The 25,376-nt window shown below is 68.6% G+C and carries 20 protein-coding genes; 6 read left to right on the top strand and 14 right to left on the bottom strand.

The window, feature by feature from the left end; genetic code table 11:
* The first annotated feature begins 184 nt into the window (after positions 1–184).
* Entirely contained in the window at positions 185–2,308 is a 2,124-nt protein-coding gene (locus tag FSZ13_RS15840; RefSeq protein WP_145481384.1) for a M13 family metallopeptidase, read from the top strand.
* A 647-nt stretch (positions 2,309–2,955) separates the two neighbouring features.
* On the opposite strand, the gene FSZ13_RS15835 is transcribed toward FSZ13_RS15840, so the two are convergent.
* Positions 2,956–3,870 (bottom strand): oxygenase MpaB family protein, encoded by a 915-nt coding sequence (locus FSZ13_RS15835; protein WP_145481382.1) that lies wholly within the window; start codon positions 3,868–3,870, stop codon positions 2,956–2,958.
* Positions 3,871–4,194: 324 nt separating this feature from the next.
* On the opposite strand from FSZ13_RS15835, the gene FSZ13_RS15830 reads away from it, so the two are divergent.
* Complete coding sequence (locus FSZ13_RS15830) at positions 4,195–4,809, top strand: hypothetical protein (RefSeq protein WP_186308967.1); 615 nt, start codon at positions 4,195–4,197, stop codon at positions 4,807–4,809.
* A gap of 54 nt (positions 4,810–4,863) precedes the next feature.
* Here the strand turns inward: FSZ13_RS15830 and FSZ13_RS15825 are convergent, their stop codons facing one another.
* The 11 genes from FSZ13_RS15825 to FSZ13_RS15775 all read right to left on the bottom strand — a co-directional run bounded on the left by FSZ13_RS15825 (position 4,864) and on the right by FSZ13_RS15775 (position 16,694).
* Positions 4,864–5,637, bottom strand: coding sequence for a LytR/AlgR family response regulator transcription factor (locus tag FSZ13_RS15825; RefSeq protein ID WP_145481378.1), 774 nt, complete (start codon positions 5,635–5,637; stop codon positions 4,864–4,866).
* A complete protein-coding gene (locus tag FSZ13_RS15820) occupies positions 5,627–6,889 on the bottom strand; it encodes a sensor histidine kinase (protein WP_145481376.1) in 1,263 nt (420 codons plus the stop codon). The genes FSZ13_RS15825 and FSZ13_RS15820 overlap by 11 nt, the downstream gene beginning before the upstream one ends.
* Before the next feature lie 346 nt (positions 6,890–7,235).
* The gene (locus FSZ13_RS15815; RefSeq protein ID WP_145481374.1) at positions 7,236–8,885 is read right to left on the bottom strand and encodes a M28 family metallopeptidase; all 1,650 of its coding nucleotides are present in this window, start codon (positions 8,883–8,885) and stop codon (positions 7,236–7,238) included.
* A 411-nt stretch (positions 8,886–9,296) separates the two neighbouring features.
* Positions 9,297–10,937, bottom strand: a complete 1,641-nt coding sequence (locus tag FSZ13_RS15810) for a CsgG/HfaB family protein (RefSeq protein ID WP_145481373.1) — start codon at positions 10,935–10,937, stop codon at positions 9,297–9,299.
* An 18-nt stretch (positions 10,938–10,955) separates the two neighbouring features.
* On the bottom strand, positions 10,956–11,621 hold the full coding sequence (locus FSZ13_RS15805; protein ID WP_145481371.1) for a hypothetical protein: 666 nt from the start codon (positions 11,619–11,621) through the stop codon (positions 10,956–10,958).
* Positions 11,622–11,685: 64 nt separating this feature from the next.
* A complete protein-coding gene (locus tag FSZ13_RS15800; protein WP_145481369.1) occupies positions 11,686–12,786 on the bottom strand; it encodes a hypothetical protein in 1,101 nt (366 codons plus the stop codon).
* Complete coding sequence (locus FSZ13_RS15795) at positions 12,777–13,961, bottom strand: hypothetical protein (RefSeq protein ID WP_260844218.1); 1,185 nt, start codon at positions 13,959–13,961, stop codon at positions 12,777–12,779. Before FSZ13_RS15795 ends, FSZ13_RS15800 begins: the two co-directional genes overlap by 10 nt.
* A 116-nt stretch (positions 13,962–14,077) precedes the next feature.
* Positions 14,078–15,340, bottom strand: a complete 1,263-nt coding sequence (locus FSZ13_RS15790; protein WP_145481367.1) for an RNA polymerase sigma factor — start codon at positions 15,338–15,340, stop codon at positions 14,078–14,080.
* Between the two features lie 57 nt (positions 15,341–15,397).
* Positions 15,398–15,796 (bottom strand): VOC family protein, encoded by a 399-nt coding sequence (locus tag FSZ13_RS15785; RefSeq protein ID WP_429000026.1) that lies wholly within the window; start codon positions 15,794–15,796, stop codon positions 15,398–15,400.
* Positions 15,797–15,821: 25 nt separating this feature from the next.
* Positions 15,822–16,247: a VOC family protein gene (locus tag FSZ13_RS15780; RefSeq protein WP_145481363.1), complete on the bottom strand. Its 426-nt coding sequence runs from the start codon at positions 16,245–16,247 to the stop codon at positions 15,822–15,824.
* Between the two features lie 27 nt (positions 16,248–16,274).
* A complete protein-coding gene (locus FSZ13_RS15775) occupies positions 16,275–16,694 on the bottom strand; it encodes a YciI family protein (RefSeq protein WP_145481361.1) in 420 nt (139 codons plus the stop codon).
* A gap of 212 nt (positions 16,695–16,906) precedes the next feature.
* Here FSZ13_RS15775 and FSZ13_RS15770 point away from each other — a divergent pair, with 212 nt between their 5' ends.
* Positions 16,907–17,281, top strand: a complete 375-nt coding sequence (locus FSZ13_RS15770; RefSeq protein WP_145481359.1) for a YciI family protein — start codon at positions 16,907–16,909, stop codon at positions 17,279–17,281.
* Positions 17,282–17,285: 4 nt separating this feature from the next.
* Here the strand turns inward: FSZ13_RS15770 and FSZ13_RS15765 are convergent, their stop codons facing one another.
* A complete protein-coding gene (locus tag FSZ13_RS15765) occupies positions 17,286–19,367 on the bottom strand; it encodes an NHL repeat-containing protein (RefSeq protein ID WP_260844217.1) in 2,082 nt (693 codons plus the stop codon).
* Between the two features lie 142 nt (positions 19,368–19,509).
* On the opposite strand from FSZ13_RS15765, the gene FSZ13_RS15760 reads away from it, so the two are divergent.
* Positions 19,510–21,012 (top strand): tetratricopeptide repeat protein, encoded by a 1,503-nt coding sequence (locus FSZ13_RS15760; protein ID WP_145481358.1) that lies wholly within the window; start codon positions 19,510–19,512, stop codon positions 21,010–21,012.
* A gap of 13 nt (positions 21,013–21,025) precedes the next feature.
* Here FSZ13_RS15760 and FSZ13_RS15755 read toward each other — a convergent pair whose 3' ends face one another.
* Entirely contained in the window at positions 21,026–21,799 is a 774-nt protein-coding gene (locus tag FSZ13_RS15755) for a lytic transglycosylase domain-containing protein (protein WP_145481357.1), read from the bottom strand.
* Between the two features lie 198 nt (positions 21,800–21,997).
* Here FSZ13_RS15755 and FSZ13_RS15750 point away from each other — a divergent pair, with 198 nt between their 5' ends.
* Positions 21,998–23,599, top strand: a complete 1,602-nt coding sequence (locus tag FSZ13_RS15750) for an EAL domain-containing protein (RefSeq protein WP_260844216.1) — start codon at positions 21,998–22,000, stop codon at positions 23,597–23,599.
* A gap of 144 nt (positions 23,600–23,743) precedes the next feature.
* Entirely contained in the window at positions 23,744–25,354 is a 1,611-nt protein-coding gene (locus tag FSZ13_RS15745; protein ID WP_145481355.1) for an ABC-F family ATP-binding cassette domain-containing protein, read from the top strand.
* Positions 25,355–25,376 lie beyond the last annotated feature (22 nt).

Raw genomic sequence — 25,376 nt, 5'->3', positions numbered from 1 at the left:
GCGCCTTGTTCCCAGCATGCACCAGCCGGAGCCGCGCGGGAAGAGGTGAGACGGGCGTCACATAGATGAGGCGGGTCAACCCACCTTGGGGTTCGGTAATTGGAGCTGTCTGGTGGGGCGTCGGGCCGCCTGTGTCCGGGTCGCGGGCGATAGACTTGGGGTTTTCCCGTCGCCTGAGAAGTTCATGTCCAAGCTGCGCCGCTCCACCCTGATGCTTGCCGTTGCCGCCAGCCTGTCGCTGGGCCTGGCCGCCTGCGACCGCGATGCCACCGCGCCGGGCGCTGCCCCGGCCGCCGACAGCGCCGCCACCCCGCCCGCTGCACCCAAGCCGCAGCTGGGCAGCTTCGGCTTCGATGCCGCCGGCATGGACCGCAGCGTCGCCGCCGGCGACGACTTCTTCGGCTTCGCCAACGGCAGCTGGGTGAAGAACACCGAGATCCCGGCCGACCGCTCCAGTTTCGGCAGCTTCAATGTCATTTCCGAGAAAACCCTCGCCGATACCCGCGCCATCCTCGAAGGCGCCGCCGCCAACACCCAGGCCAGCGGTGAAACCAAACTGATCGGCGACTACTACGCCGCGTTCATGGACGAGGCCGGGATCGAATCGCGCGGCATGGCAGCGGTCAAGCCCGAGCTGGACGCCATCGGCGGCATCGCCGACAAGGCCGCGCTGGCCACCGCGCTGGGCGGCACCCTGCGCGCCGACGTGGACCTGCTCAACGCCACCAATTTCTATACCGACCGCCTGTTCGGCACCTGGGTGTCGGTGGACCTGCTGCAGCCGGACCGCAACGCGCCGTACCTGGTGCAGGGCGGCCTGGGCCTGCCCGACCGCGACTTCTACCTGGAAGGCGGGCGCATGGCCGAGCTGCGCAAGCAGTACCAGGCCTACATCGCGCAGGTGCTGCAGCTGGCCGGCGTCGCCGATCCGGCGGCCAAGGCGCAGCGCATCCTGGCGCTGGAAACCCGCATCGCCCAGGCGCATGCCACCCAGGAAGAAACCAACGACGTGGCCAAGGGCGCCAACGCGTGGAAGCAGGCCGACCTCAGCGCCAAGGCGCCGGGCATGGACTGGGCCGCGTTCCTGGCCGCCGCCGGCCTGGACAAGCAGGACGACTTCATCGTGTGGCAGCCCAAGGCCGTGGCCGGCATCTCGCGCCTGGTCGCCACCGAGCCGCTGGACGTGTGGAAGGACTACCTGACCTTCCACGCTTTGGACCGCGCCGCGCCGTACCTGCCCAAGGCCATGGCCGATGCGCGCTTCGCCTTCCACGGCACCGTGCTCAACGGCACCCCGCAGCAGAGCGAGCGCTGGAAGCGCGCCGTGGACGAAAGCAACAACGCCGTGGGCGAAGCGATCGGCAAGCTGTACGTCGAGAAGCATTTCGACCCGGCCACCAAGGCGCGAGCCGATGAAATGGCGAAGAACATCATCGCCGCGTTCGCCAAGCGCATCGACGCGCTGGAATGGATGTCGCCGGAAACCAAGGCGCACGCCAAGCGCAAGGTCGAAGGCCTCACCGTGGGCATGGGCTACCCGGACAAGTGGCGCGACTACAGCGGGCTTGAAGTGAAGCGCGACGACGCGCTGGGCAACGCCGAGCGCGCCAGCCTGTTCGAGTACCGCCGCAACCTGGCCAAGCTCGGCCAGCCGGTGGACCACAGCGAATGGGCGATGCTGCCGCAGACCATCAACGCGATGAACGTGCCGCTGGAAAACCGCCTGGTGTTCCCGGCCGCGATCCTGCAGCCGCCGTTCTTCGACGGCGCCGCCGACGATGCGGTGAACTACGGCGCCATCGGTGCGGTGATCGGGCACGAGATCAGCCACGGCTTCGACAATGCCGGTGCGCTGTTCGATGAAACCGGCCGCCTGCACAACTGGTGGACCGCCGAAGACCTGAAGCAGTTCAACGCCGCCGGCGATGCGCTGGCCGCGCAGTTCAGCAGCTACCAGCCGTTCCCGGGCGTGTCGGTGAACGGCCGCCTGACCCTGGGCGAGAACATCGCCGACGTGGCCGGCCTGGCCACCGCGTACGACGCTTACCAGCTGTCGCTGCAGGGCAAGCCGGGGCAGACCCTGGAAGGCTTCAGCCCGGACCAGCGCTTCTTCCTGGGCTTCGCGCAGGCGTGGCGCAGCAAGGCGCGCGAGCAGGCGCTGCGCAATTCGCTGCTGACCAACGTGCACGCCCCGGGCCAGTTCCGCGCGCTCACCGTGCGCAACCTGGACGCATGGTATCCGGCCTTCGAAGTGAAGGAAGGCCAGAAGCTGTACCTGGCCCCGGAAAAGCGGGTCAAGGTGTGGTGAGAAAAACGGGCGCTTCGGCGCCCGTTTTTTTCAGGGAATGCATGCGGTAGGGTCGGTTCCCAAACGACTGCCGACGGCAATGATCGGCATGGTGACGCATGACAGGTATCGGGGAGACGCCTGCGTTTCAGGGCCATGCGTAAATGAAATCACACACGGTATCGGCGGTCGTTTGGGAACCGACCCTACCGACGTGTCATTGCCGCGTGCGTCGTTGTGCCATTGGCCCGTTCGCCAATGCGTTCCGGAAAAGCGGGTCAAGGCGTGGTGAGAAAAACGGGCGCTTCGGCGCCCGTTTTTTTCAGGGAATGCATGCGGTAGGGTCGGTTCCCAAACGACTGCCGATGGCAATGATCGGCAGGGTGACGCATGACAGGTATCGGGGAGACGCCTGCGTTTCAGGTCCATGCGCAAATGAAATCACACACGTTATCGGCGGTCGTTTGGGAACCGACCCTACCGAGGTGTCAGTGCCGCGTGCGTCGATGTGCCATTGGCCCTTCGCCAATGCGTTCCGGAAAAGCGGGTCAAGGCGTGGTGAGAAAAACGGGCGCTTCGGCGCCCGTTTTCTTTCAGGGAATGCATGCGGTAGGGTCGGTGCCGCGTGCGTCGATGTGCCATTGGCCCGTTCGCCAATGCGTTCCGGGTCACCAATGGGCGAGCGTGCTGAGCGGCACGCCCATGCGTGCGCACGCGCGCGCGGCCACCCCGTCCTGCAGCGCGCGGCGGAACAACGGCGACATGCCCTGCAGCACCCGCGCGGAAGCGCGTGCCTGGGTGCGCTGCATCGGCGTGCGTTCCAGCATCGCGGTGGCCCATTGGGGAAGCAGCACAGTACCGGCGCCGAGGAACAGCTCGCGCGACAACCCCGCCATCGGTACCGGCAGCCGGATGCTTGAGAGCACCGCCAGCACTTCACGCGAGCGTCCGTCGAAACGGAGCAACGGACGCTGCTGTTCGAAGTACGCCTCCACCGCCGCTTCCGAGGCAGGCACCTCTGTGGCTCCCAACGCTTCGGCCACGCGACGGTACTCATCGTAGTAGCGGTCGGCAATGGCCTCCGGCACTTCGCGGCAGTAACGCCGGTACCCCTGCAGGAAGCCGTAGGCCTCGGTCACGTGCACCCAGGTCAACAACGCCGGATCGTCCGCCGAATACACCTGCCCGTCCGGCGTCTGCCCGCGCACGTGGGCGTGGATGCGCTTCACCTTCGCGACCAGCGCCTCCACTTCGCCCGATGCCGCATAGCTGGTGCACGCCACGAACGCCGTGGTCCGGCGCAACCGCCCCACCAGGTCGTCGCGGAAGTTGGAGTGGTCGTACACCCCGGCCAGGGCCAGCGGGTGCAGGGTCTGCAGCATCAGCGCGCACAGCCCACCGGCCAGCATCCCGGGGAACTCGGCGTGCACCCGCCAGGTGGCGCTGTCCGGCCCGAACCAGCCCGGGTCGCCCACCGGATGGTCGTAATCGATGCCGCTCTCCCCGCGCGGGAACGCGCCCATCACCCAGCGCCGGATCGGGACGGTGGCGGGGCGGGTGAGGCGGTGCAGCAGTGACGACATCCAGAGGCTTCCAAGGGGGTGGAGAGGGCCGCGATCCTGCGCGGTTGCGTCAATTCTGCGTGATCCACGACGCCCGTGGGGCGTAGCGCGTGACGCCGTGCGTGGAATTGTGCGGTTGCAACAGGAGTGGCCGGGGTTTTGGGGCTTTCCGCAGCGATTTTGAATGATGCACCGCGCAAGAAAGCGCTCAACGTACGCATTCAGTTTAGACCCCTGCGGCGTTTTGTCGCACCGCCCATTGCCAAGCGCCGCGAACGTGCTTAGAACTGAATCCGCCTCACCGCAAGTCCAATGCGCCGCTGCACGTTCCCCAAGGAGCCCGTGATGATCGCTTTGTTCAAAGGTTTGGGTTTACTGCTCCAGGACAACGAGCTGTACAGCAGCCCGTTCGACAAGCAGGTCGCGCATTGGCGCAACAAGAGTGAGCAACAGATCCGCGAGGAAGTGGCCACGCTGGCCAGGGCCAAGGGCCAGTGGCTGATGGCCTCGATCGTCGGCTGGCAGGCCGCCTCGCTTTTGATCCTCGGCCTGATCGCCAACTACCTGTGGAAGGACGACTTCCATATCACCTTCACCCGCGTGGTGATCGTGTTCGGCTCGTGGGTGTCGATCCTGTTCGTGATCTGGTTCATGGCCAACATGTTCGACCACACCGCCGGCTTCGAGCGCTGGATGAAAGCGTTCAACAGCCGCGCGCGGATCACCTCCGACGCCGACACCGTCGAATGCGTGGCCGAAGCACTGGACATGGCCCAGCTGTACCCGGAAGTGCTCGACTACAAGCAGGCGGTCACCGCCCGGCGCGAACTGCGCCACGAAGACATCCGCATCATGCGCGAGATCGGCCGCATGAAGCAGCATTCGGAACTGGTGGGCCAGCTCAACCATGTAGGCGAGCCGGACAGCGGCCACAACCTGAATCTGCAGCCGGCGTTCTGACCCATCGGGACCCCGGCAACGGCAGCGGGGCAGAGCCCCGCTCTACTGCGTGGGTCACATTCCGCGGAACAGGCTCATGAATGGCTGGCTCACGTTGAGCAGCTCCGGGCGCTGCTTCAACCGCAGCTGCCCGCGGCCGGTGTCGTCGCGGGTCACCGCCGCCACTGCTTTCATGTTGACGATGGTGGAACGGTGCACCTGGCGGAAGCGCTGCGGGTCCAGCACCTCCAGCAGCTCGCGCAGCGGCGTGCGCAGCAGGCTTTCCCCGGCTTCGGTCACCACCGTGGTGTACTTGCTGTCGGCGCGGAAATAGACCACGTCCTCGAGCATGATCAGCTGGGTATCGCGGCCGTTGCTGGCGGTGATCCAGGCCAGCGGCGGCGCGCTCGACGCAGCGCCGGGCTGCTGGCCCAGGCGTTGCAGCAACTGCTCCAGCATCGCAGTGTCCGGGCGCCCCAGCTGCATGCGCGCCAGGATGCGTTCGCGCGTGGCCAGCAGGCGTTCGTCGCTGACCGGCTTGAGCAGGTAGTCGATGGCGCCGTGTTCGAACGCATCGATCGCGTACTGGTCGTAGGCGGTGACGAACACCACCTGGGTGCGCGGGCTGATCTCCGGCAGCGCACGCGCCACGTCGATGCCGCTGATCCCGGGCATGCGGATGTCGAGCAGGGCCAGGTCCGGCTTCAGTTCGGCCAGCCGCTCCAGCGCGCTGGCGCCGTCTTCGCATTCGGCCACCAGCCGCAGTTCCGGCCACAGCCGCTGCAGCTGCGCCACCAGCGACTGCCGCAGCAGGTCTTCGTCTTCGGCAATGAGCGCATCAAGCTGCATGGATCGCCTCGCGTGCGTCGCGCGGCAGGGTGATCGTTGCCGCCACGCCGCTGGGGAAGTTGGACACGATGGCCACGCCGGCGCGTTCGCCGCAGGTCAGGCGCAGCCGTTCGCGCAGGTTCTTCAGGCCGATGCCGGTGCCACTGCTGTTGCCCTGGCCGAAACCGAGGCCATCGTCGGCCACGGTCAGGGTGACGTGATCGTCGAACGCGCGCGCGATGATCCACACCGTGCCACCGCCCGGCTTGGGCTCCAGCCCGTGCTTGATCGCGTTTTCGACCAGGGTCTGCAGCGCCATCGACGGCAGCGGCAGACCGTGCAGCGCCGGCGGCACGTCCACCTGCAGCGCCAGCCGCGCGCCCATGCGGATCTTGAGGATTTCCAGGTAGGCCTGGGTGCGCTCCAGCTCCACGCCCAGGGTGGACATCGACTCGTCCACGCTCGGCAGCGAGCTGCGCAGGTACTGGATCAGGTGGCCCAGCATCTGGTCGGCACGCGGCGGGTCGGTACGGGTCAGCACCTGCGCATTGGCCAGCGTGTTGTACAGGAAGTGCGGTTCCACCTGCGCGTGCAGCAGGTTGAGGCGGGCTACCGACAGCTCCTTTTCGGTGGCGGTCTGTTCGGCCGCCGCCTGTTCGTCGCGGCGCTGTTCGGCCACGCGGCGGGTGATGGCGCGCCCGACCGCCTCGGCGTTCTCGTAGTTGCTGCCTTCATCCACCGCCAGCAGGTCGGCCCACACTCCCGCGTCGGGTTCGAAGACCAGGGTGACGCTGCTGGTGCCCTGCCCCGGGCTGACCGTGGCCAGCACGCTGTTGCGCTTGATCGCCCAACGCGCCGGCAGGTTCCAGCGTGACGGCGGGCGGCCGTTGTAAGGATCCACTCGGCGCACGTAAGCGCGCACCTGCAGGCTGCCGGCGGCGCTTTCAATGTCCTCCACGCGGGGTAGTTCCTTGATTGCCTGTTCGACCAGGGCGAAGGCGGCGCCGGCGTCCATGGGCAGCTCGATCTGACGGCGCTGGCGGCTGGACAGGGAGGCCGCGTCCAGCCGCCCGGCCACGATCGAAACCCGGCGCAGGTGGGTGATGCAGCTGCCCAGCGCGGTCACCATCAGGAACAGCGCCAGCAGCCCGAACACCCAGCCCGGGCCCTCGTCCATGCCGTGGAAGAAACCGCTCCAGACGAACCCGGCCACCACCAGCGCGGCGGCCCAGGCCAGCAGAATGCGAAGAATCAGGGAGAGACTGGCGAACACGGCGGCGTCTTCACGATGGGATGGTGTGAGGATAGCCCTGCCCGTGGAGCGCACAAGCGGCATGCGACGGAAGCGGGAAACGCGGGGATGAAACGGCGCCGGTGTGGCGCCGGGGTGCCGGGGGCCACGTGGACACGCATGGCGTGTCCCTACGCGACCGGTCCGGAGGCCACGTGGACACGCATGGCGTGTCCCTACGCGACCGGTCCGGGGGCCACGTGGACACGCATGGCGTGTCCCTACGCGACCGGTCTGGGGGCCACGTAGCGACACGCCATGCGTGTCCCACGTACAGCCGGGCCGAAGACCATCCCCCCGCCGGCAGGAACCGGCGGGGAGCCAACGCTTACCTGCGCTCTGCGGCGCTGGCATCGCGCGGTGCGCGGAACTGCGAGTCATCGCTCCAGTTCGGCCAGGTGCGGCTGTTGGCCAGCTGGTTGCCCAGGGTGTACAGCACCTCCAGGTCGCGTGCGGCGCCGGCGAACTTCCAGTCCGGCTGCCACTCGTCGCCCTGCTGGTGGTAGCGCTTGGCGGTGTAGTCGTCCGACGCCGCCTTGCCCGCGGCCACGCCGCCCTCCACCCAGTCCTGGCCCGCCGAGTACGACACCGCCGGCACGCCACGCTTGGCGAACGGGAAGTGGTCGGAACGGAAGAACAGGCCGGCTTCCGGCTTGGGGTCCGGGGTGTAGCGGATGTCCCAGCCCTTGGCCACGTCCTTGAGCTGGTCCAGCAGTTCCAGCCTGGCCGAGCCATAGATGCCGAAATCGCGCGACGGACCGAACGGCGCCATGCCGTCCATGTTGATCACCGCCACGGTCCTGGCCAGCGGATACAGCGGATGGCTGGCGTAATACTCCGAGCCCAGCAGGCCCTTCTCTTCCGCGGTCACGGCCAGGAACAGCACCGAACGCTCGGGGCGCTTGCCCTTGGCGAAGCCACGCGCCAGTTCCACCAGCGACGCGGTGCCGCTGGCGTTGTCCAGCGCACCGTTGAAGATGGTGTCGCCGTCCGCATCCGGCTTGCCCACGCCGATGTGGTCCCAGTGCGCGCTGTACACCACGGTTTCGTCCGGGTGCTTGCTGCCTTCCAGGCGCGCGGCCACGTTGTGCGAGGTGATCACCTCGGTCTTCACCGCGTACTTGGCCGACAGGGTTTCGCCCTTCAGCTCCACCGGCTTGAAATCGCGACGCTGGGCCTGCTTCTTGAGCGCTTCGAAATCCTGGCCGGCGCGCTTGAACAGGTCCACCGCCAGGTCGCGCTGGATCCAGCCTTCCAGCAGCGGGTGCGCCTCTGCCGGGTTGTCGCGGACCACGTCGAACATGGTGTTGGTGTTGGAGCCGGCCACCGTGGCCCAGCCGTAGGAGGCCGGCGCGGTTTCATGCACGATCAGCACGCCCAGCGCACCCTGGCGGGCGCCTTCTTCGTACTTGTAGGTCCAGCGCCCGTAGTAGGTCATGCCCTTGCCGTCGAAGTCGCCTTCGCCGGTTTCGAAATCAGGGTCGTTGATCAGCACCACGGCGATCTTGCCCTTCAGGTCCACGCCCTTGAAGTCGTTCCAGTTGCGCTCCGGCGCGTTCACGCCGTAGCCCAGGAACACCAGCGGGGCATTCTGGATATCGACCTCGCTGGCACCGTTCATGGCGGCGCGCACGGCGATTTCCTTGCCCTGGCTGAGCGACTGCAGGGTGCCCTTGCTGGACAGCGCCAGGCTCGGCGTGCCGACGATATCACCCTTGAGCAGTGGCACGGCCTGGGTCCACAGGCGCTTGCCGTCCTTCAGGTCGCCACCCGGCTGCAGGCCGGCGTCCGCGAACTGCTTGCTGAGGAAGGCGATCGTTTTTTCTTCGCCGGCGGTGGCCGGCGAGCGGCCCTCGTAGGCGTCGGAAGCCAGCTCCTTGACGTCGGCGGAGATCCGCGCGCCGTCGAATTTGGGCGTCGCCGCCATCAGCGCGCTGGACACCGACAGGGCCAGCACGCTCAGTACCACTCGCGTCATTGCTCTCTCCAGGGCAGGAACATCATCCTCCGATGATACCCATTCCCGGCATTGCCGCCTTCCGCCCGCAACCGCCCGGCGCCATGCGCCGCCGCACGACCAACGGTCGTGCGCTACCCCGGTAGGTACCGACCGTTGGTCGGTACGCCTCCCACCGATCGCCACGCCCCCGGTAGGTACCGACCGTTGGTCGGTACGCCCTCCACCGACAGCCACGCCGCCCGGTACAAACCGACCGTTGGTCGGTACGCCCTCCCACCGACAGCCACGCCGCCCGGTACAAACCGACCGTTGGTCGGTACGCCTCCCACCGACCGCCACGCCGCCCGGTACAGACCGACCGTTGGTCGGTACGCCTCCCACCGACCGCCACACCCCCGGTAGGTACCGACCGTTGGTCGGTACGCTCTTTCACCAGTTCGGATCTTCCGCCGGCGCTGCCGCCTTCGGTGCGGCCGCACGCGCCGGCTTCGGCTTCGCGCTGCCCGCGTTCGACGCGCTGGCCGCCGACGCGGCCGGCTTCACCGCACCCGCCTGCGAACGCAGCTCGATCGAGCCCGGCTTGAAACTCGCACCGCCCACGTCCGCGCCGCCTTCGATGGTGCCGTAGGACGTCTGCGAGGCCACCCGGTCCACGCGGATCGTGCAGCACGGGGTTTCATTGCGGCCGAGCGAACGCCCGGTCTGCGGGTCCTTCAGTTCCTCGCCCAGCATCACCGCCTGCCAGCGCTGGCCGACCTTGAGCGTGTCACCGCCCTGGCTCAGCACCACCTGGTCGCCGGTCATCGCCACCACCGACACCGGGAAGATCTCGGTGATGATCGCGGTGCCGATCTGCCCCGACAGCGACTCCATCATCGCCGCGGCCATGCCCTTCCCGTCGACCACGCGCGGCAGCGTGCTCGGGCCGGTCGAGGCCAGCTGGTGGTCGAAGCTGTCGGACATCACCACCTCGCCGGTGGTCGCGTTGATCAGGCGCAGGGTGATGCGGCCACCGCCCGAATACGAGCTCACCTGGCGGTCGGACATGCGCAGGTTGCGCACGCTGCGCGGGTACTCGAAACGCTCGATGGTCGGAATCAGGATCAGGTCGGTGGCCAGCTGCTGGCCCAGCCGCGCGGTGTCCTGCAGGCGCACGTTGCCGCTGTTGATGTGGTCGATCTCGGCCTGCATCTCCTCGCCGAACTCGCGGTCCAGCACGATGAAGCGCTTGGTCTGGGTCAGCGTGTCGTTCAGGCGCGCGCGGATTGCCGCGGCCACTTCCTCGCTGGCCACCCGGCCATCGCCCACCGCGTAGCTGCCGCTGCGCACGTGCGGCTGGGCGACCACGATCTTCGGCCGGCCCTGCTCGTCCGGTGCACGGTACTGGGCGATATCGGCGCGCACGCGCACCTTCCAGTAGCTGCGCAGGGTGCGGCGGCTGACATCGGATTCGAACGACTGCGCGCCGCGCTCGGCCTCGACGCTGGCCTGTTCCTTGTAGCTTTCCTTGATGCTGGCCGAGGCGGAACCACCGCCCCCGGCAGCCTCGGCCTGCGCCTGCGCCGAGCCACTGGCCGAGGCAGACGCCGAATAACGGTAGCCGGCGTCGCTGGCGCGCACGCGGGCAATCACTTCTTCATCCAGCTGGCTGACTTCTTCCTGCGAGAGGATCTCATACCCCAGCACCGCCCCCTGCGAGGCGGCAATCATCTGCTGGGCGAACGCGTCGGCGCGGATGTCGCCGACGTGTTCCCCATCCACGTCCACATGCAGGCCGGCACGCAGGCCCTGCATCTGGCTCGCCACGCGCACCCCATTGACCTGTGCCACCGCCGACTGCAGCGCGGCCAGCACCGCCAGCTCCGGCGTGCTGCCGATGCCTTCGGCCTCGCGCGCCACCTTGGTGGTGCCGCCGAAATCCGGCGTACCGCGCAGCGGCTTTTCGGCCGGGGCTTCCACTTTGGATCCGGCTTTCACCGCAGGTGCCTCCACCGGTGCCTCCTGCTTGCCGCAGGCGGCAAGCAGGGTCACGGTGAGGGCCAGGCTCAACAGTCGGTATGGGGTCTGCATGCGTGGCGTTCCTTTCTCTTACAGGCTGTCGAGCATCGACTCGGCGTTGCCCGGCACCTTGATCTTGGCGGCGCGGGCGAAGGTCAGCGCGGCCTTCGACGAGGAGTACAGGCCCTTCAGGTAGCCCGGCGATTCCTTGGCCACCCACGCACCGGCGGCCAGCTTGCGGCCCACGGTGACCAGCTGGGTGCCGCTCAGGCTCTTCATGCCGTTGGCGAAGTTGCTGGCTTCACCGCTCAGCTTCTGGCCTTCGGCAGCCGACGCGACCAGGGCGACCAGGCCGGTGGTGTAGTGCTGCTTGGACTCGGCGCTCAGCTCCGGCTGTGCCGCCACGCGCTCATCGATCGCGGCCTGGGCGGCTTCGCTGACCGACACCGACTTCTTCATCTGGTCCACGTTGACCGAACCGGACGACAGCGCCTGGCGCTCGGCTTCCAGCAGCTGCACCTGCTCGGCCAGGCCGAAGGCCTTGGCGAAGGAAGTCTGCGCGTCCAGCGAATGCGACTGCGAGGCCACGAAACGACGCACCAGCGCTTCCTGCGCGGCTTCGTCCGGGGCGCCGGCCGACGCGGCGGCGGTGCTGTTGCCACCGCCGGCCAGGTCCTTCAGCTTGCCGAACTGCGCGTGCGCCGGAGCGGCGAAAGTGGTGGCGATGGCCAGTGCGATCAGGGTCTTGCGGATCATGGTGTAAATCCTTGTTGGAAAATGTTGGTGCGAACCGTGGGTACCGACCGTTGGTCGGTACGCCTTAACGAACAGCCTTGACGTTGAGTTCGTTGATCATCTGCTGCGCACCCTTTTCAGAGGCGATCTGCAGCGCGTTGGTGCGGGCCACGGTCTCGTTCGGGCCGGTACCGGAGAACTGCACCGGGCCCACCGACGACACCGTCTTCGGGAAACGGCCGCTCACGTCCAGCACCTTGCCGGTGACGGTGACGAACACGCGGGTGTTGCCGCTGACCGGGTCGCGATCGCGCATGCCCACGTCCAGCGTGCCCACTGCCAGGTACGGAATGTTGGCGGCCTTGATGCCGTTGGCGGTGTCGCGCAGGGTGGCCGGCGACAGGTCGTTGCCGGTGCTGAAGTCCTTGCGGATGCGCTCGATGCTCAGCAGGCCGCGGCTTTCGCCTTCCACGTACTCCGCTTCCACCACTTCATAGCCGGCCGCGCTGAACGCACCGGTCATGGCGGTGTTGATCTCGTTGGCGTTGGCCACCTTCCAGCTGACGTTGTCACTGCGCTGGGTGGTGCTGCCACCGGAGGTGACCGACACCGACGCGTTCTGGTTGATGCTGCCGCTGGTGCTCACCGAATTGCCACGGAAGCTGTCGCCTTCGCGGGTCTTCTCGTCATAGCTCTGGCTGGCGTCGACGCGGCGGTATTCCTTGTCCTGGAACGACTGCACGGTGTCCTGCGAGCGCGCCATGAACAGGAAGGTCAGCAGCGAACGCTCGTTGCCGCGCGCACCGGCGGTGGCCGAACCGGCATCCAGCTTGGTCTGCAGCAGGGTGGTGTTGATCTCGGCGCGTACGCTGACCGTATAGGTCTTGGCCTTCTTGTCTTCGGTGTCCGACAGCGGCACCGCCGACAGCACGTAGCGGTCGATCTCGCCGATGAACTCGGCGCGGCGGTCTTCGAACAGGCGCAGCTTGGCCGCACCGGATTCGGCGATGTACGCCTCCAGTGCATTGACCTTGGCCTTGTTCAGGGCTTCGGCGCGGATGTCGGCACTCAGGCGCAGGCCATAGCTGGCCGAACCGGTACCACGGGAGCTGGCGGTCTGCGCCGACACCGGCGCGGCCACCATCAGGGCAATGAGAATCAGCAGTACGGCTCGAATCAACGGCATGAGGTGATCAACTCCTGGAGGGCTTGGGTCTGTTGCTGCAGCGGCTTGCCGCCGGGCTTCTGTTCGTCCAGCCACGCCTTCGAATCGGCGCGCCTGGCGGCGGCGCCGGCGAAGGCGTCAAAGCCGGCCAGCACGGTTTCGTAACTGGCCGACCACTGGTCCACGTGCCACTGCGTGGCCGGCACCACCTTGGTGGCGCCCTTGCGCAGCGGCTGGTCGAAGAACACCTTGCCCGAGAACGGCTCCACCACCGTGGCCTGGAAGAACGCGCCGAACAGCATCGTCTTCATCGCCGGGGTTTCGTTGATCACGCCGTTCTTCAGCGCATCCAGGCGCAGCTTCACCACGTAGTCCGGCTCGGGAATCTTCAGCTGGTACACCTTGCCGTCGGCAAAGCGTGCGGCCATCGCGCCTCCGATCGCCTGGCCGCTGGCCGGCGGCAGCAGGCCGATGCCGGTGTTGGACGACAGCGTCTTGGAAAGCTCATGCGCCAGCGTGGCGCGCAGCATGCCCGCATCCACCGCGTCGGGCAGCTTGGCCAGCACCGCGTCGGACAGGGTCACCTCGCCCACCTGCAGGCGGCGCGTCGACGCCGCCGGCAGCTGCGCCTTGGCCAGGGTGTCGGCCAGCACCTGCGGCAGGCCGGTGGCGGCCCTGCCGTACAGCAGGTCGGCCACGATCGCATCGATGTCGTCCTCGTCCGGCAGGAACTCCATCACGTCGATGCGCTGCAGGGTGATCGGATAGGACGCCACCACCTGGCGTTCGCGGAAGTCGAAGAACAGTGCCTGCAGCGCCACTTCCACCAGCACCTTGTACTGCCCGCCAATCGGTTCGATCGAAACCAGCTCGCGGTCCAGCGCGGTCGCCAGCACCGTGGCACTGGTGGTGCCGTCGAGCATCGCCAGCGGCTGGTCGATCAGTTCCAGATGTGCCGGACGCTGCGCCTGCAGCCGCGCCCACAGCGCCTGGTTGAGCGGGGCCAGGCCGCGCGCCTGCAGCACGGCGGCCGCACGCGGGGTGCTGGCGTCGACCTTGCTCTGTTCGGCGGTGTAGGCGAATCCGGCCCAGTAGGCCTGCTGCGACTTGTCGGCGGCCTGTGCGCTGCCGGCCATGGTGCCGACCACTACCCACCCGCACAGCAGCAGCCACGCGCTACGCGCGCGCGTACGCATCTTCCCTGAAAACATTGTCCCGCTTCCCTTATCGGCTGGACCTGGCAGGTGCCCGGTCACTTTTGAGAGTGCGCACGATAGACCCTGTTCAGGTTTCGAGCAAGCGCGGAAGTGTGTCAGTCCGGTGTCGCCGCGTCCGCCCGCGCCTGCAACAGCGCGCGCTCCCGGGCGTTGGGGGTAAGCCGTGCAGCGCGCGCGAACGCATCCGACGCTTCGCCCATCCGGCCCAACTGCGACAACAGGTCGCCCTGCACGGCGGCCAGCGGCGCATAGTCCTGCAGGCGCGGATCGTCCGCCAGGGCCTGCACCAGCGGCCATGCGGCCGCCGCCCCCTGCGCACGCGACACCGCCACCGCGCGGTTGAGTTCCACCACCGGCGAGGGCTGCACCTGCGCAAGCCGCGCATACAACGCGGCCATGCGCGCCCAGTCGGTGTCTTCGCTGCGGCGTGCCCGCGCATGGCAGTCGGCAATCGCCGCCTGCAGCACATAGCCATCATCGGCCCCGCCCAGCGCCAGCGCCTGCTGCAGCGCGGCCTGTCCGCGCGCCACCTGCAGGTGGTCCCAGCGCGTGCGATCCTGCTCCGGCAGCAGGATCGGGTTGCCACGCGCATCCACCCGGGCCGCGGCGCGCGAGGCCTGCAGTTCCATCAACGCCAGCAGGCCGTGCACCTGCGGCCAGGCCGGCAGGCGCTGCTGCAGCACGCGGCCCAGCCGCAGCGCTTCCTCGCACAGGGCCGGGCGCATCCAGTCATCGCCACTGCTGGCCGCATAGCCTTCGTTGAAGATCAGGTACACCACCGCCAGCACCGACCCCAGCCGCTCGGGCAGCGCCGCCTGGCGCGGCACTTCGAACGGCACCTGCCTGGCCGCCAGGGTGCGCTTGGCGCGCACGATGCGCTGGGCGATGGTCGGTTCCGGCTGCAGGAAGGCGCGGGCAATCTCCTCGGTGGTCAGCCCGCCCAGCAGGCGCAGGGTCAGCGCCACCCGCGCATCGGCCGACAGCACCGGGTGGCAGGCCACGAACATCAGCCGCAGCAGGTCATCGCCGATATCGTCCTGCAGCGCGTCGCTGTCGTCGGGCAATGGCAGCGGCTGCGGTTCCAGTTCGCTGCCCCACTGCGCGTGCTGCCCGGCCACGCGCTGGTGCTGGCGCAGTACGTCGATGGCGCGATTGCGTGCGGTGGTCATCAACCACGCTCCCGGATTGTCCGGGACGCCCTGCGCGGGCCATCGCTCCAGCGCGGCCAGCCAGGTGTCCTGGGCCAGTTCTTCGGCACGCCCGATATCGCCGCCCAGCATCCGCGCCAGGCGTGCGATCAGGACCGGCGACTCCATGCGCCAGAGGGTATCCAGTCGTTGTGTCAGGCCAGCATCCATGCCGCGAATCAGAGCATCCCCCTCCGCGCCGCACAAGCTGCGGCGCGGTAGCCGGCGTCAGCCGGGTTCGCCATCCATGTGCGCCACTTCCCACAGGTGGCCGTCCGGGTCCTCGAAGCTGCGCTGGTACATGAAGCCATAGTCGCGCGCCTCGGTCGGTTCCTTGCCGCCCGCCGCCAGCACCTTTTCCAGGGTCTCATCCACCGCGGCGCGACTGGGCGAGGAAAGCGCCAGGATCACCTGCGCCTGCTTGCGCGCATCCCCGATCGGACGGTTGATGAAGGTGGCGAAGAAGTCTTCCAGCAGCAGCATCAGCATGATGGTATCGCTGATGTTGAAGGAGGCGGCCTTGTCATCGGTGTAGGTGGCATTGGGCGCGAAGCCCAGCGCGGTGAAGAACGCCTTGCTCTTTTCGAGGTCGCGAACCGGCAGGTTGACGAAGATCATCTGGGGCATGTCGGACATGATGGGTTTCCTGTGATCAGTAGGGCTTCATGCAGTTGACCATCCACGGCTTGCCGTAGCGGTCCTGCAGCATGCCCCAGCGCTTGGCCCAGAAGGTTTCGCCGATCGGGACGGTGATCGTGCCGCCTTCGGACAGCGCCGCGAACACGCGCTCGGCTTCTTCGACCGACTCCACCTCGATGTTGATGGTGGTGGTGCCCTGGCCCTCCGAGGGCGGGCCATCGGCGGCCATCAGGATCGCGCTGCCCACTTCAAGCTGGCTGTGCGCGACCAGGTTCGGATCGACCGGGCGGGGGGCATCGCCGCAGCCTTCCATCGTGTCGTCCTGCGGCATGTCGCTGTACTTCATTTCCGAGGTGACCTTGCCACCGAGTACCTGCGCGTAGAACGCCATGGCGTCGTGGGTCTGGCCGTTGAAGCCGAGGAACGGGATCAGTTTCATGGGAATCTCCAAATGGCGTTGGGTGGGTCAATCGGCCTGACCGATACGCTCGCGCAGACGCTGTTCCTGCTCGCGTAATTCGGGAGTGAAGGCTTCACCGAAATCGGCTTCGGTGTAGAACGGGCGGATCTCCACCACGTCGCCGGGCAGGAACGGGGCACGCTTGAGCCATTCGGTGGCTTCGTCCACCGAGCGCACCTGCCACAGCCAGAACCCGGCCACCAGCTCGCGGGTTTCCGCGAACGGCCCGTCGATCACCTGCGGCGCGTCACCGGTGTACGCCACGCGGCGGCCGTGGCGGCTGGGGCGCAGGCCATCGCCGGCCAGCATGATCCCGGCCTTGACCAGTTCTTCGTTGAAGGCGCCCATCGCTCTCAACAGTTCCTCGCTGGGCAGTACCCCGGCCTCGGTGGCCTCGGTCGCCTTCACGATCACCATGACTTTCATCGCGTTGTCCTCGTTGCCGGCCCGGTTGGCGGGCCCTTCACTGGTTACGACGCCCCAGTGGACCGGAAATCGACACGCCCGCCAAAAAATATTTCGATCCCGCCAACGGGCGTCGCCCCCAGCCCTGAACGGGCGGGTGGCGCTGCACTGCAACAGGCTTGTCGCGCAGGCTGGGGCATCATGTCCGCTCCCCCGCACCGTGGGCCCCGGCCATGCAATTCCTGCTGCTGATCTACATCGACCCCACCCTGCTCCAGGACGTGCCGGCCGAGGAGTACGACCGCATCATGCGCGGCTGCATCCAGCATGCCGACACACTGGAAGCCCAAGGCACCCTGGTACTGGCGCAGCGGCTGGAGCCGACCGACCAGGCGCGCACGCTGCGCACCCGTGCTTCGCAGGCGCGGGTTACCGATGGTCCGTTTGCCGAAACCCGCGAACTGCTGGCCGGCTTCAACCTGATCAACGCGCGCGACCATGAGGAAGCGATGCGCATCGCCGAGCAGTTCCCGTGGTCGCGGTTCGGCAGCATCGAAGTGCGGCCGGTGGCCGACATGGATGCCGAGCGGGTGCGCGTGGGCGCTTGAGGCATTACCGCAGCGACACCTTCAGCTCGCGTGCGCCTACCGCTTCGTTTCCGCTGTAGTCGCGGGCGCTGGCACGAATGATGTAATCGCCCGCGGGCAACGCGTCGGGCCGCCAGCGGCCGGTTTCAACCAGGCCGTCACGCACGGTATTGGTCACCAGGTAGCGGAAGCGCGTGACCGCGCTGCCATGCACGGTGATGCCACTGTCCGGCGCATACGCCACCACCGTGGCGCTGTTCTCGCGCGGCATGCGGTTGAAGACGATGTTGAAGCGCGGCTGTTCGTACCCGGCCAGCGGCGTGCCGGCCGCATCCAGGACCTGGTAGCCCACCTGGTAGGCACCCAGCCGGCGGCGCGGCAGGTTGCGGTCCACCTGGTCCCAGGCCTCCACCACGATCTGCACGCCGGGACCCTCGCGCGGCACCGGCACGCGGCCATCCGGCCCGGCCTTGATCGGCTGGTCCAGGTCATCCAGCAACGCCACCTCGGCAATGCGCGGTGCGAACGTATCGGCGTAGTCCACGAAGCCCAGTGACACCGCGTTGCGCTGGAAACCGCTGGCACCCACGCTCAGGTGCACGTGGGCCATGCGATTGATGCTGCCCAGCGGCTCGCCGGCCTTGAAGCGCGTCCCCCGGCGCACCCGCACCCGTTCCAGTTTTCCGTCCAGGTCGCGCAGCTGCGGCCAGCGCGCGTCGAACGCGCGGTCGCGCGCATCGCGGCCCACCTTCATGTGGATGTAGCGCAGCCGGTCCAGCGACAGGCCTTCGCCCTGCCCACCAACCGCCCAGCTCGAGTACGGGCTGCTGACCTTGGCGTCGGCCATCGCCAGCACGGTCTGGCCCACATCGCCGCGGATGTCGAAGCCATCGTGCAGGTGGTGCCGGCTCTCGCCGCTGAAGTTGCCGCGCACCTCGCCCAGCGTGCCCACCACCTCATGCCAGCCCAGTTGCGGTGCCAGCGGCCAGCGCCCGCCGGTGTCGGGCAGTGGCGCATCCGCGGCCGGACCGATCAGCGCCGGTACCGGCGTGGCACCGGCGGCCAGCGCGCGCAACCGGTGCACCCGGTACGACGCGGCGTCCGACAGATACAACCCACCTTCCGCATCCAGTGCCAACCCCGCCGGTCGCGAGAAGCGCGGCTGCGACGCCGCGCCGCTCAGCACCAGCGCATGGCCCAGTGCGGACAGCTGCACCACCTTGCCGTCGAAATCACTCGCGTACACCACGTCATCATGGGTAATCGCCAGCGCCATCGGCCCGTTGAGCAGGCTGTCCCGGCCCAGCAGCGTATCCACCGTACCGTTCGGCGCCAAGCGACGGATCGCGCCATTGAGCATGTCGGCGATCAGCAGGTTGCCGTGCGAATCCAGTGCGATCGCCACCGGCGTGTCCAGCCGTGCACCCACGCCGGCGCCGTCCACGTTGCCCGGTGCGTCGCCGCCGGCCAGCGTCCGCACCTGGCCATCCGGCTCGATCACCCGGATCCGGTCGTTCCAGGTGTCGGCCACGAACACGCGGCCGCCGTCATCCACCGCCACGCCCATCGGCCCATCGAATCGCGCCTGCGCCGCCGGGCCATCGGCGTAGCCGGCGGTGCCATCGCCCGCGATGGTGCTTACGTTGCCATCGGTGCCGATCCGGCGGATCACATGGTTGCCGGTGTCGGCCACGAAGACGTTGCCGGCCGCATCCAGCGCGATCGACGACGGCGTATTGAACTGCGCCTGCAGCGCCGGTCCATCGCGCCAGCCCTCGCCCTGCCCGGCCAGGGTGTCGACCCGCCCGTCCGGATATACCCGGCGGATGCGGTTGTTGTCGCCGCCATCGGCTACGTACAGCACGCCCTGCGCGTCCCGCGCCAGCCCATACGGGTCGGCGAACCGCGCCTGTGCGCCCGCGCCATCGCGCAGGCCGCCGACGCCGTCACCGGCCAGCAGGGAGATGTCCGGGGTCCAGCCCAGCGCGGTCGGCGCGGGGCCCGGCGGTGGTGGCGGCGGCACCGGTGTGCGCAGGAAGGTCCAGGCCAATGCCGCAGCCACCGCCACGGCCACCAGCAGCGCCATCGTCCATCGTGCACGCCTCATCGCGTTCCTTGCCTGCCGCCGTTCGGGTCATGACCTTAGCCGCTTGTCGCGTGCCTGCAAACCCTGCGTCCCGCGTGCGTGGCTTGTCTGGATGCCGCGTTCCGGTTTCAATCGGGATCCAAGCCACGCAAGGAAGCACCGCATGACCTGCCGCACCGCCAGCGCGCTCGCCCTGTTGTTGTCACTGTGCGCCGCGCCCCTGGCGACCACCGCCGCAGCGAGCGTGGACGCTACCGCCGCTGTGTCCGGGCCCGAACGTGCGTTCCAGGCAGAGGTCGGCGAAGCGGTGCAGCAGGCCCAGCGCGGCGACAGTCTCGGCGCCTCGATCATGTTCGAGCGGCTGCTGGCCGACCCGCGCCTGGCCACGCTGGGCATCGATGCCCGCAGCGATGTCTGGGCGGCCGCGGCGATGGTGGCGGCAGAACAGAAGGACTTCGCGCTGACCACCCGGCGCCTGCAGCAGGCGCTGTCGATCAATCCGCACAACGCCTACGCGCACCTGCGCCTGGCCTGGTTCCAGCTGTTCGACGGTCAGCCCGCGGCCGCCGCCGACAGCGTCATCCGCGGTGCCGGCGACAGCAAGGCCTCGCCGGACATCAGCAACGAGATGGTCTGGCAGCTGGACGGTGAACTCAAGGACCTGCCGGAAAAGCGCCTCGCCCTGCTGGAGGCGCTGTTCGACAGCGACTGGAAGAACGACGGCGTTGAACCGGTGGAACTGTGGGCGGTCCTGGCCACGCTGCAGGTCGAGCAGGGTCATGGCGACAGGGTAGCGGCCACGCTGGAGCGCATCGATGCGCCCATCGCGCTGGTGCGGCTGCGCAGCGACAAGCGCTTCGACCGCTACCTGCGCCAGGACGACACCCGATTCGACCCGGTGGCGGCGGCGCGCCGGCAGATCGACCGGCTGCGCGTGGAGACCATGCTCCGGCCTGGCCTCAACGACACCGCCGTGGAGCTCGCCACTGCACTGATGATTGCCGGCGAGCTCGGCGACGTGGTCGGCATGACCGACCGGCTTGCCGCGGTGGCCGATGCCGCGACCGAATCGCCCGGCGCGGAAGCCGGCGCCGCGGCCTGGATGCTGGACACCCGCAGCCGCGCCCTGCGCCGCCAGGGGGAAAACGACCGCGCCGTGGCCAACCAGCGGATCGCCGTGCGCGTGGCCGGCGGCCCTGCGGTCAGCCAGCGTCTGAACCTGGCCGCGATGTACATGGCCTTGCACCAGCCGATGATGGCGCGCGAGGTGCTGGGCGGCGTGGACGGCGACATGAGCGTGCATGGCGCCAGCACCCATGCCCTGGTGTCGCTGATGGTCGCGCGGCAGCTGCGCGATGACGATGCCGCGCAGCGTGCGTGGAAGGTGCTGGATGAAAACCGGACCCGCACGCCCGGCCACTACCGCGACGCCCTGATCGCGGACAACCGCATGGACGAAGCGGCGCAGGCACTCATCGCGCAGCTGGCCGACCCGATGGAGCGCGGCCAGGTGCTGCTGGAACTGCAGGACATGCGCACCGGACCGGTGCTGGAAGGCGAGCGGGACTTCCATGCGCGCTGGAAACAGATGGAACAGCGGGCCGACGTGCGGACGGCGGTGGAACGGGTGGGCCGCGTCGCGACCTGGCCGCTGTTCTCCTACTGAGCCTGCCGGCGCGCTAGCGCGCCGGCGTCTCGGCCTTGAACCCCATCGCTTCGCGGTAGCGCACGTACAGCGCGCTCACCTTCTCCACGTAGGTCAGTGTCTCCGCATACGGCGGCACGCCTTTGTACCGGGTCACCGCGCCAATGCCCGCGTTGTAGGCGGCCGCCGCCAGGGTGCGGTCGCCCTTGTAGCGGACCAGCAGCGCCTTCATGTAGCGGGCGCCGCCGTTGATCGACTGTTCGGCCGACAACGGATCGGCGACGCCCAGTTCGGTGGCGGTGTCGGGCATCAGCTGCATCACCCCCTGCGCGCCCTTGGGCGACACCGCACCGGCATCGAAGTTGCTTTCGGCATGCGCGATCGCGCGCAGCCAGGCATCGTCCACGCCGGTGGCCCGCGCAGCGGCCTTGAACTGTTTCGCGTGGCGGTTGAGCTGTGGGGCGCCGACCTTGCCCAGCCCTTCGTGCGCCGGTTCGCCGGGCGGAGTGGACACGGTGAACTTCAGGAACACCCGCGACCCGGGCAGGTTGCGCGTGGAGTACACCAGCTGCCCGTCCTGCTCGCGCTCGTAGAGGGTGCCGCTGAACACCCCCATGTTTCCCCACAGGTTGGGGGTCTGCACCGCGCTGTCGTCGATCTGCTGCGCTTTGCATTTCGACCCCGGCTCGGGCGCCGTGGCCAGGCTCACCGTATTGCCCTGCACGCAGCGATACACCGTGCGCGCCGCGGCCGTACCGGGCATCAACAGCGGCAGCAGGGCCAGCACGGCGGGCAGCAGGGGCTTCATGGTGGCGCGATCATCCTGCCGGGCGCGCGAACCGCAGGTGAACCCGGCGCCGGACCTGTCGGCTTCACCTTGCCTCGGCGGCCCGATGCCGACACTGGGGAAAACCCGACAGGAATGTGCGGGAAGCCCTGTTCCCAAGCGTCGGCTCAGATGGTCATATAGCGCTCATTCCCACGCCCCACCGGCAGAGAGGTCCGCTTGAAGCGCGTCAGCATCATCGCCGCCATCGCGCTCGCCGCCGTGCTTGGGGCCATCCTGCCCATGGCCGCGCTGCTGTACGTGAGCTGGAGCCGCGCCCAGGTGGCTGAAGCGGATCGCCTGCAGGGCACCGCCGAACGCACGCTGCAGCGCGCCCACCGCGCCTACGAAGGCGGCCTGCTGGCCCTGCGCAAGCTCAACCAGTCCGGCCTGCCGCCCTGCTCGCCAGAACATCTCCGGCTGATGCGCAGCCTTGCCCTGGCCACCACCTCGGCCGAACAGGTCGGCTACTTCGCCGAAGGCCGGCTGCAGTGTTCGTCCTGGGGCCAGGTCGACGCACTGGTGCCCGAACCCACCCCGGACCACATCACCGCCGACGGCGCCGCCATCACCCTGGGCGTGAGCCCCGGCGCGGGCGACCTCACCGGCACGCTGGTGTCGGTGCAGCTGGGCCGCCACGACATCCTGATCGACCCGGAACGCTTCGTCGACGTCATCGCCGACCCGAACGTGCGCCTGGCCGTGGCCACGCCGGACGGCCGGCTGATCGCACAGCAGCCGATGCCCGACCCCGAGCTGTTGCACCGCCTGCTGCGCGAACCGGAAAGCGGGCATACCCCGCGCACCCTGTACGCCACCGCACATGACCAGGAATGGCTGGCCGTGGCCACCGCGCCGCGCGTGGGCCTGGCCACCGCCTTCCAGCAGCAGTTCTGGCAGCTGTTGCCACTGGGTGCGGTGGGCGCGGTGCTGGCCATTGCCGCAGGCATCTGGCTGTCGCGGCGGCGCCTGTCGCTGCGCAACGAACTGGCCATCGCCGTGCGTCGGCGCGAATTCCGCATGCACTACCAGCCCATCATCGAACTGGACACCGGCATCTGCGTGGGCGCCGAAGCCCTGGTGCGCTGGTCGCGCGCCGACGGCACCCAGGTCCGGCCGGACCTGTTCATACCGGTCGCCGAAGAAACCGGCCTGATCGAAGCGCTCACCGATCACGTCATGGACCTGGTGCTCAGCGACATGCGCGAGCTGCTCATCCACGACCGCAGCGCGCACATCGCCATCAACCTGTCGGCGGGCGACGTCAGCAGCGGGCGCGCGTTGAAGGTGCTGTCCGGCAAGCTGGTCGGCACCGGCATCCACCCCCAGCAGATCTGGCTTGAAGCCACCGAGCGCGGCATCCTCGACATCCAGGGCGCGCGCACCTCGCTGGCCGCCGCGCGTCGCGCCGGGCACTGCGTGGCCATCGACGACTTCGGCGTGGGCTACTCCAGCCTGCAGTACCTGCAGCAGCTGCCGCTGGATGCGCTCAAGATCGACAAGTCGTTCATCGATTCCATCGGCACCCACAGCGCCACCAGCCCGGTCACCTCGCACATCATCGACATGGCCCGCACCCTCGGCCTGTTCACTGTCGCCGAGGGCATCGAAACCTCCGCGCAGCTGGCCTACCTGCAGTCGCGCCAGGTGGAATTCGGCCAGGGCTGGCTGTTCTCGCGCCCCCTGCCCGCCGCCGAGTTCATCGCCTTCCACGAGGAGCGCCGCAAGCAGTACGGCAAGGCCCCGGAAGACATGCAGAAACCCAGCGGCATCGCGGAGTAGGACTGCGCTATCATCAGCGCGCGGCATCCAGCCGTCCCCGTAATGAGGTGTGCCTGCATGCGCCAGTAATGCCGCCGTCGTCTGACGGCCAGTCTCCTTCCCGCCCTGTCCGCAGGGGGAGTCCTTGGCATTGCTGGAGGTCGCATGACCGCATTCGCTCTCACGCTCGACCGCGTGACCCACACCCTGCCCGATGGCCGGGTGCTTTTCTCCGATCTTTCCGCCCACTTCGACGGTACCCCCACGGGTCTGGTCGGGCGCAATGGCGTGGGCAAAAGCCTGCTCGGCCGGCTGCTGGCCGGCCAGCTCGCGCCCACCCGCGGCCACATCCAGCGGCAGGGCAGCGTGCACCTGCTGGCCCAGCACAGTGGCACGCTTCCCGGCCGCATCGCCGACCTGGCCGGCGTTGCCCCCGTGCTGGATGCGCTGGACCGCATTGAAGCCGGCAGCGTGGCGCCGGACGATTTCGCCCTGGTGGGCGAGCGCTGGACCCTGCGCGAGCAGCTGCAGGCGCAATGGCAGCGACTGGGGCTTCCCCCCCTCGACCCGGCCGCACCGGCGGCCCGGCTAAGCGGCGGCCAGGCCATGCAGGTGGCGTTGGCCGGCGCCCTGCTGTCCGACGCCGACGCACTGGTGCTGGACGAGCCCAGCAACCACCTCGACAGCACCCATCGCCAGCGCCTGATCGACGCCTTGGCGCAGTGGCGCGGCGGCCTCATCGTGATCAGCCACGACCGCGCCCTGCTGCGGCAGATGCAGCGCATCGTCGAACTCAGCCCCAGCGGCCTGCGCAGTTACGGCGGCAACTACGACCACTATGCCGCGCAGCGGCAGGACGAACAGGCAGCCGCCGAAGCCCAGCTGGCCCTGCGCAGGCGCGAGCGGCGGCAGGAGCAGGCCGCACTGCGCGAGCAGCGCGAACGCCAGGAGCATCGCCAGTCGCGCGCCCAGCGCGACGCACGCAGCGCAAACCAGGCACCGATCCTGCTCGGCGGCATGAAGAACCGCGCCGAGAACAGCGCCGGCCGGCTGCAGGCGCAGCAACTGGAGCGCCGCGAGGCAGCCGACACCCGGGTACGGGAAGCGGCGGCCAGCGTCGATGTTGCGGTACAGATCGCGATGCCAGGCCCCAGCCTGGCCGCGCCCGGCCCGCAGCAGGTTGCCGCCCTCGCCGGGGTGACACTGCCCTGGGTGCTGCCGCCGTGGCAGCGCATCGACCTGACCCTGCAACGCGGCGATCGCATCGGCGTGCGCGGTCGCAACGGCAGTGGCAAGTCCACCCTGCTGCGCGTCCTGGCCGGCGCGCTCGCGCCGTTGGCAGGCGAGGTCAAGCGCGCAGCAAGCGTGGCCCTGCTCGACCAGAGCCTGTCGTCATTGCCCGCCGAGGACTCCGCGCTGCAGCTGCTGCAGCGCGCGAACCCGCAGGCCAGCGACGCCACGCTGCGTACCCGGCTTGCCCTGCTCGGGCTAGATGCAGAGCGCAGCCTGCGCCCGCTGGCCACCCTCAGCGGCGGCGAACGGGTCAAGGCCGCGCTCGCCGCAGTGCTCTACGCCGAGGTCCCGCCGCAGTTGCTGCTGCTCGACGAACCGGGCAACCACCTGGACCTGGCCTCACTCGCCGCGCTGGAACAAATGCTCAACCAGTACCGGGGCAGCGTGGTGATCGTGTCGCATGACCAGGCGCTGCTGGATGCAGTGCAGCTGACGCACCACCTTGATGCTACCGAGCAGGGATGGGAGCTGCGCCTGCTCTAGTGCGAGGGCTTTGGTTCATAGC

Origin of the sequence: Stenotrophomonas rhizophila, from assembly GCF_007667275.1 — a bacterium.
Taxonomy (GTDB): domain Bacteria; phylum Pseudomonadota; class Gammaproteobacteria; order Xanthomonadales; family Xanthomonadaceae; genus Stenotrophomonas; species Stenotrophomonas maltophilia_AE.
The sequence above is the reverse complement of the archived record's forward strand: the minus strand, read 5'-3'. Positions and strand labels throughout refer to the sequence as shown.

Bases quoted from the DNA above. Each gene is read 5' to 3' on its own strand.
- FSZ13_RS15840 (WP_145481384.1), top strand. From the start codon at position 185: ATGTCCAAGCTGCGCCGCTCCACCCTGATGCTTGCCGTTGCCGCCAGC.
- FSZ13_RS15835 (WP_145481382.1), bottom strand. From the start codon at position 3,870: ATGTCGTCACTGCTGCACCGCCTCACCCGCCCCGCCACCGTCCCGATC.
- FSZ13_RS15830 (WP_186308967.1), top strand. From the start codon at position 4,195: ATGATCGCTTTGTTCAAAGGTTTGGGTTTACTGCTCCAGGACAACGAG.
- FSZ13_RS15825 (WP_145481378.1), bottom strand. From the start codon at position 5,637: ATGCAGCTTGATGCGCTCATTGCCGAAGACGAAGACCTGCTGCGGCAG.
- FSZ13_RS15815 (WP_145481374.1), bottom strand. From the start codon at position 8,885: ATGACGCGAGTGGTACTGAGCGTGCTGGCCCTGTCGGTGTCCAGCGCG.
- FSZ13_RS15810 (WP_145481373.1), bottom strand. From the start codon at position 10,937: ATGCAGACCCCATACCGACTGTTGAGCCTGGCCCTCACCGTGACCCTG.
- FSZ13_RS15805 (WP_145481371.1), bottom strand. From the start codon at position 11,621: ATGATCCGCAAGACCCTGATCGCACTGGCCATCGCCACCACTTTCGCC.
- FSZ13_RS15800 (WP_145481369.1), bottom strand. From the start codon at position 12,786: ATGCCGTTGATTCGAGCCGTACTGCTGATTCTCATTGCCCTGATGGTG.
- FSZ13_RS15795 (WP_260844218.1), bottom strand. From the start codon at position 13,961: ATGCGTACGCGCGCGCGTAGCGCGTGGCTGCTGCTGTGCGGGTGGGTA.
- FSZ13_RS15790 (WP_145481367.1), bottom strand. From the start codon at position 15,340: ATGGATGCTGGCCTGACACAACGACTGGATACCCTCTGGCGCATGGAG.
- FSZ13_RS15785 (WP_429000026.1), bottom strand. From the start codon at position 15,796: ATGCCCCAGATGATCTTCGTCAACCTGCCGGTTCGCGACCTCGAAAAG.
- FSZ13_RS15780 (WP_145481363.1), bottom strand. From the start codon at position 16,247: ATGAAACTGATCCCGTTCCTCGGCTTCAACGGCCAGACCCACGACGCC.
- FSZ13_RS15775 (WP_145481361.1), bottom strand. From the start codon at position 16,694: ATGAAAGTCATGGTGATCGTGAAGGCGACCGAGGCCACCGAGGCCGGG.
- FSZ13_RS15770 (WP_145481359.1), top strand. From the start codon at position 16,907: ATGCAATTCCTGCTGCTGATCTACATCGACCCCACCCTGCTCCAGGAC.
- FSZ13_RS15765 (WP_260844217.1), bottom strand. From the start codon at position 19,367: ATGAGGCGTGCACGATGGACGATGGCGCTGCTGGTGGCCGTGGCGGTG.
- FSZ13_RS15760 (WP_145481358.1), top strand. From the start codon at position 19,510: ATGACCTGCCGCACCGCCAGCGCGCTCGCCCTGTTGTTGTCACTGTGC.
- FSZ13_RS15755 (WP_145481357.1), bottom strand. From the start codon at position 21,799: ATGAAGCCCCTGCTGCCCGCCGTGCTGGCCCTGCTGCCGCTGTTGATG.
- FSZ13_RS15745 (WP_145481355.1), top strand. From the start codon at position 23,744: ATGACCGCATTCGCTCTCACGCTCGACCGCGTGACCCACACCCTGCCC.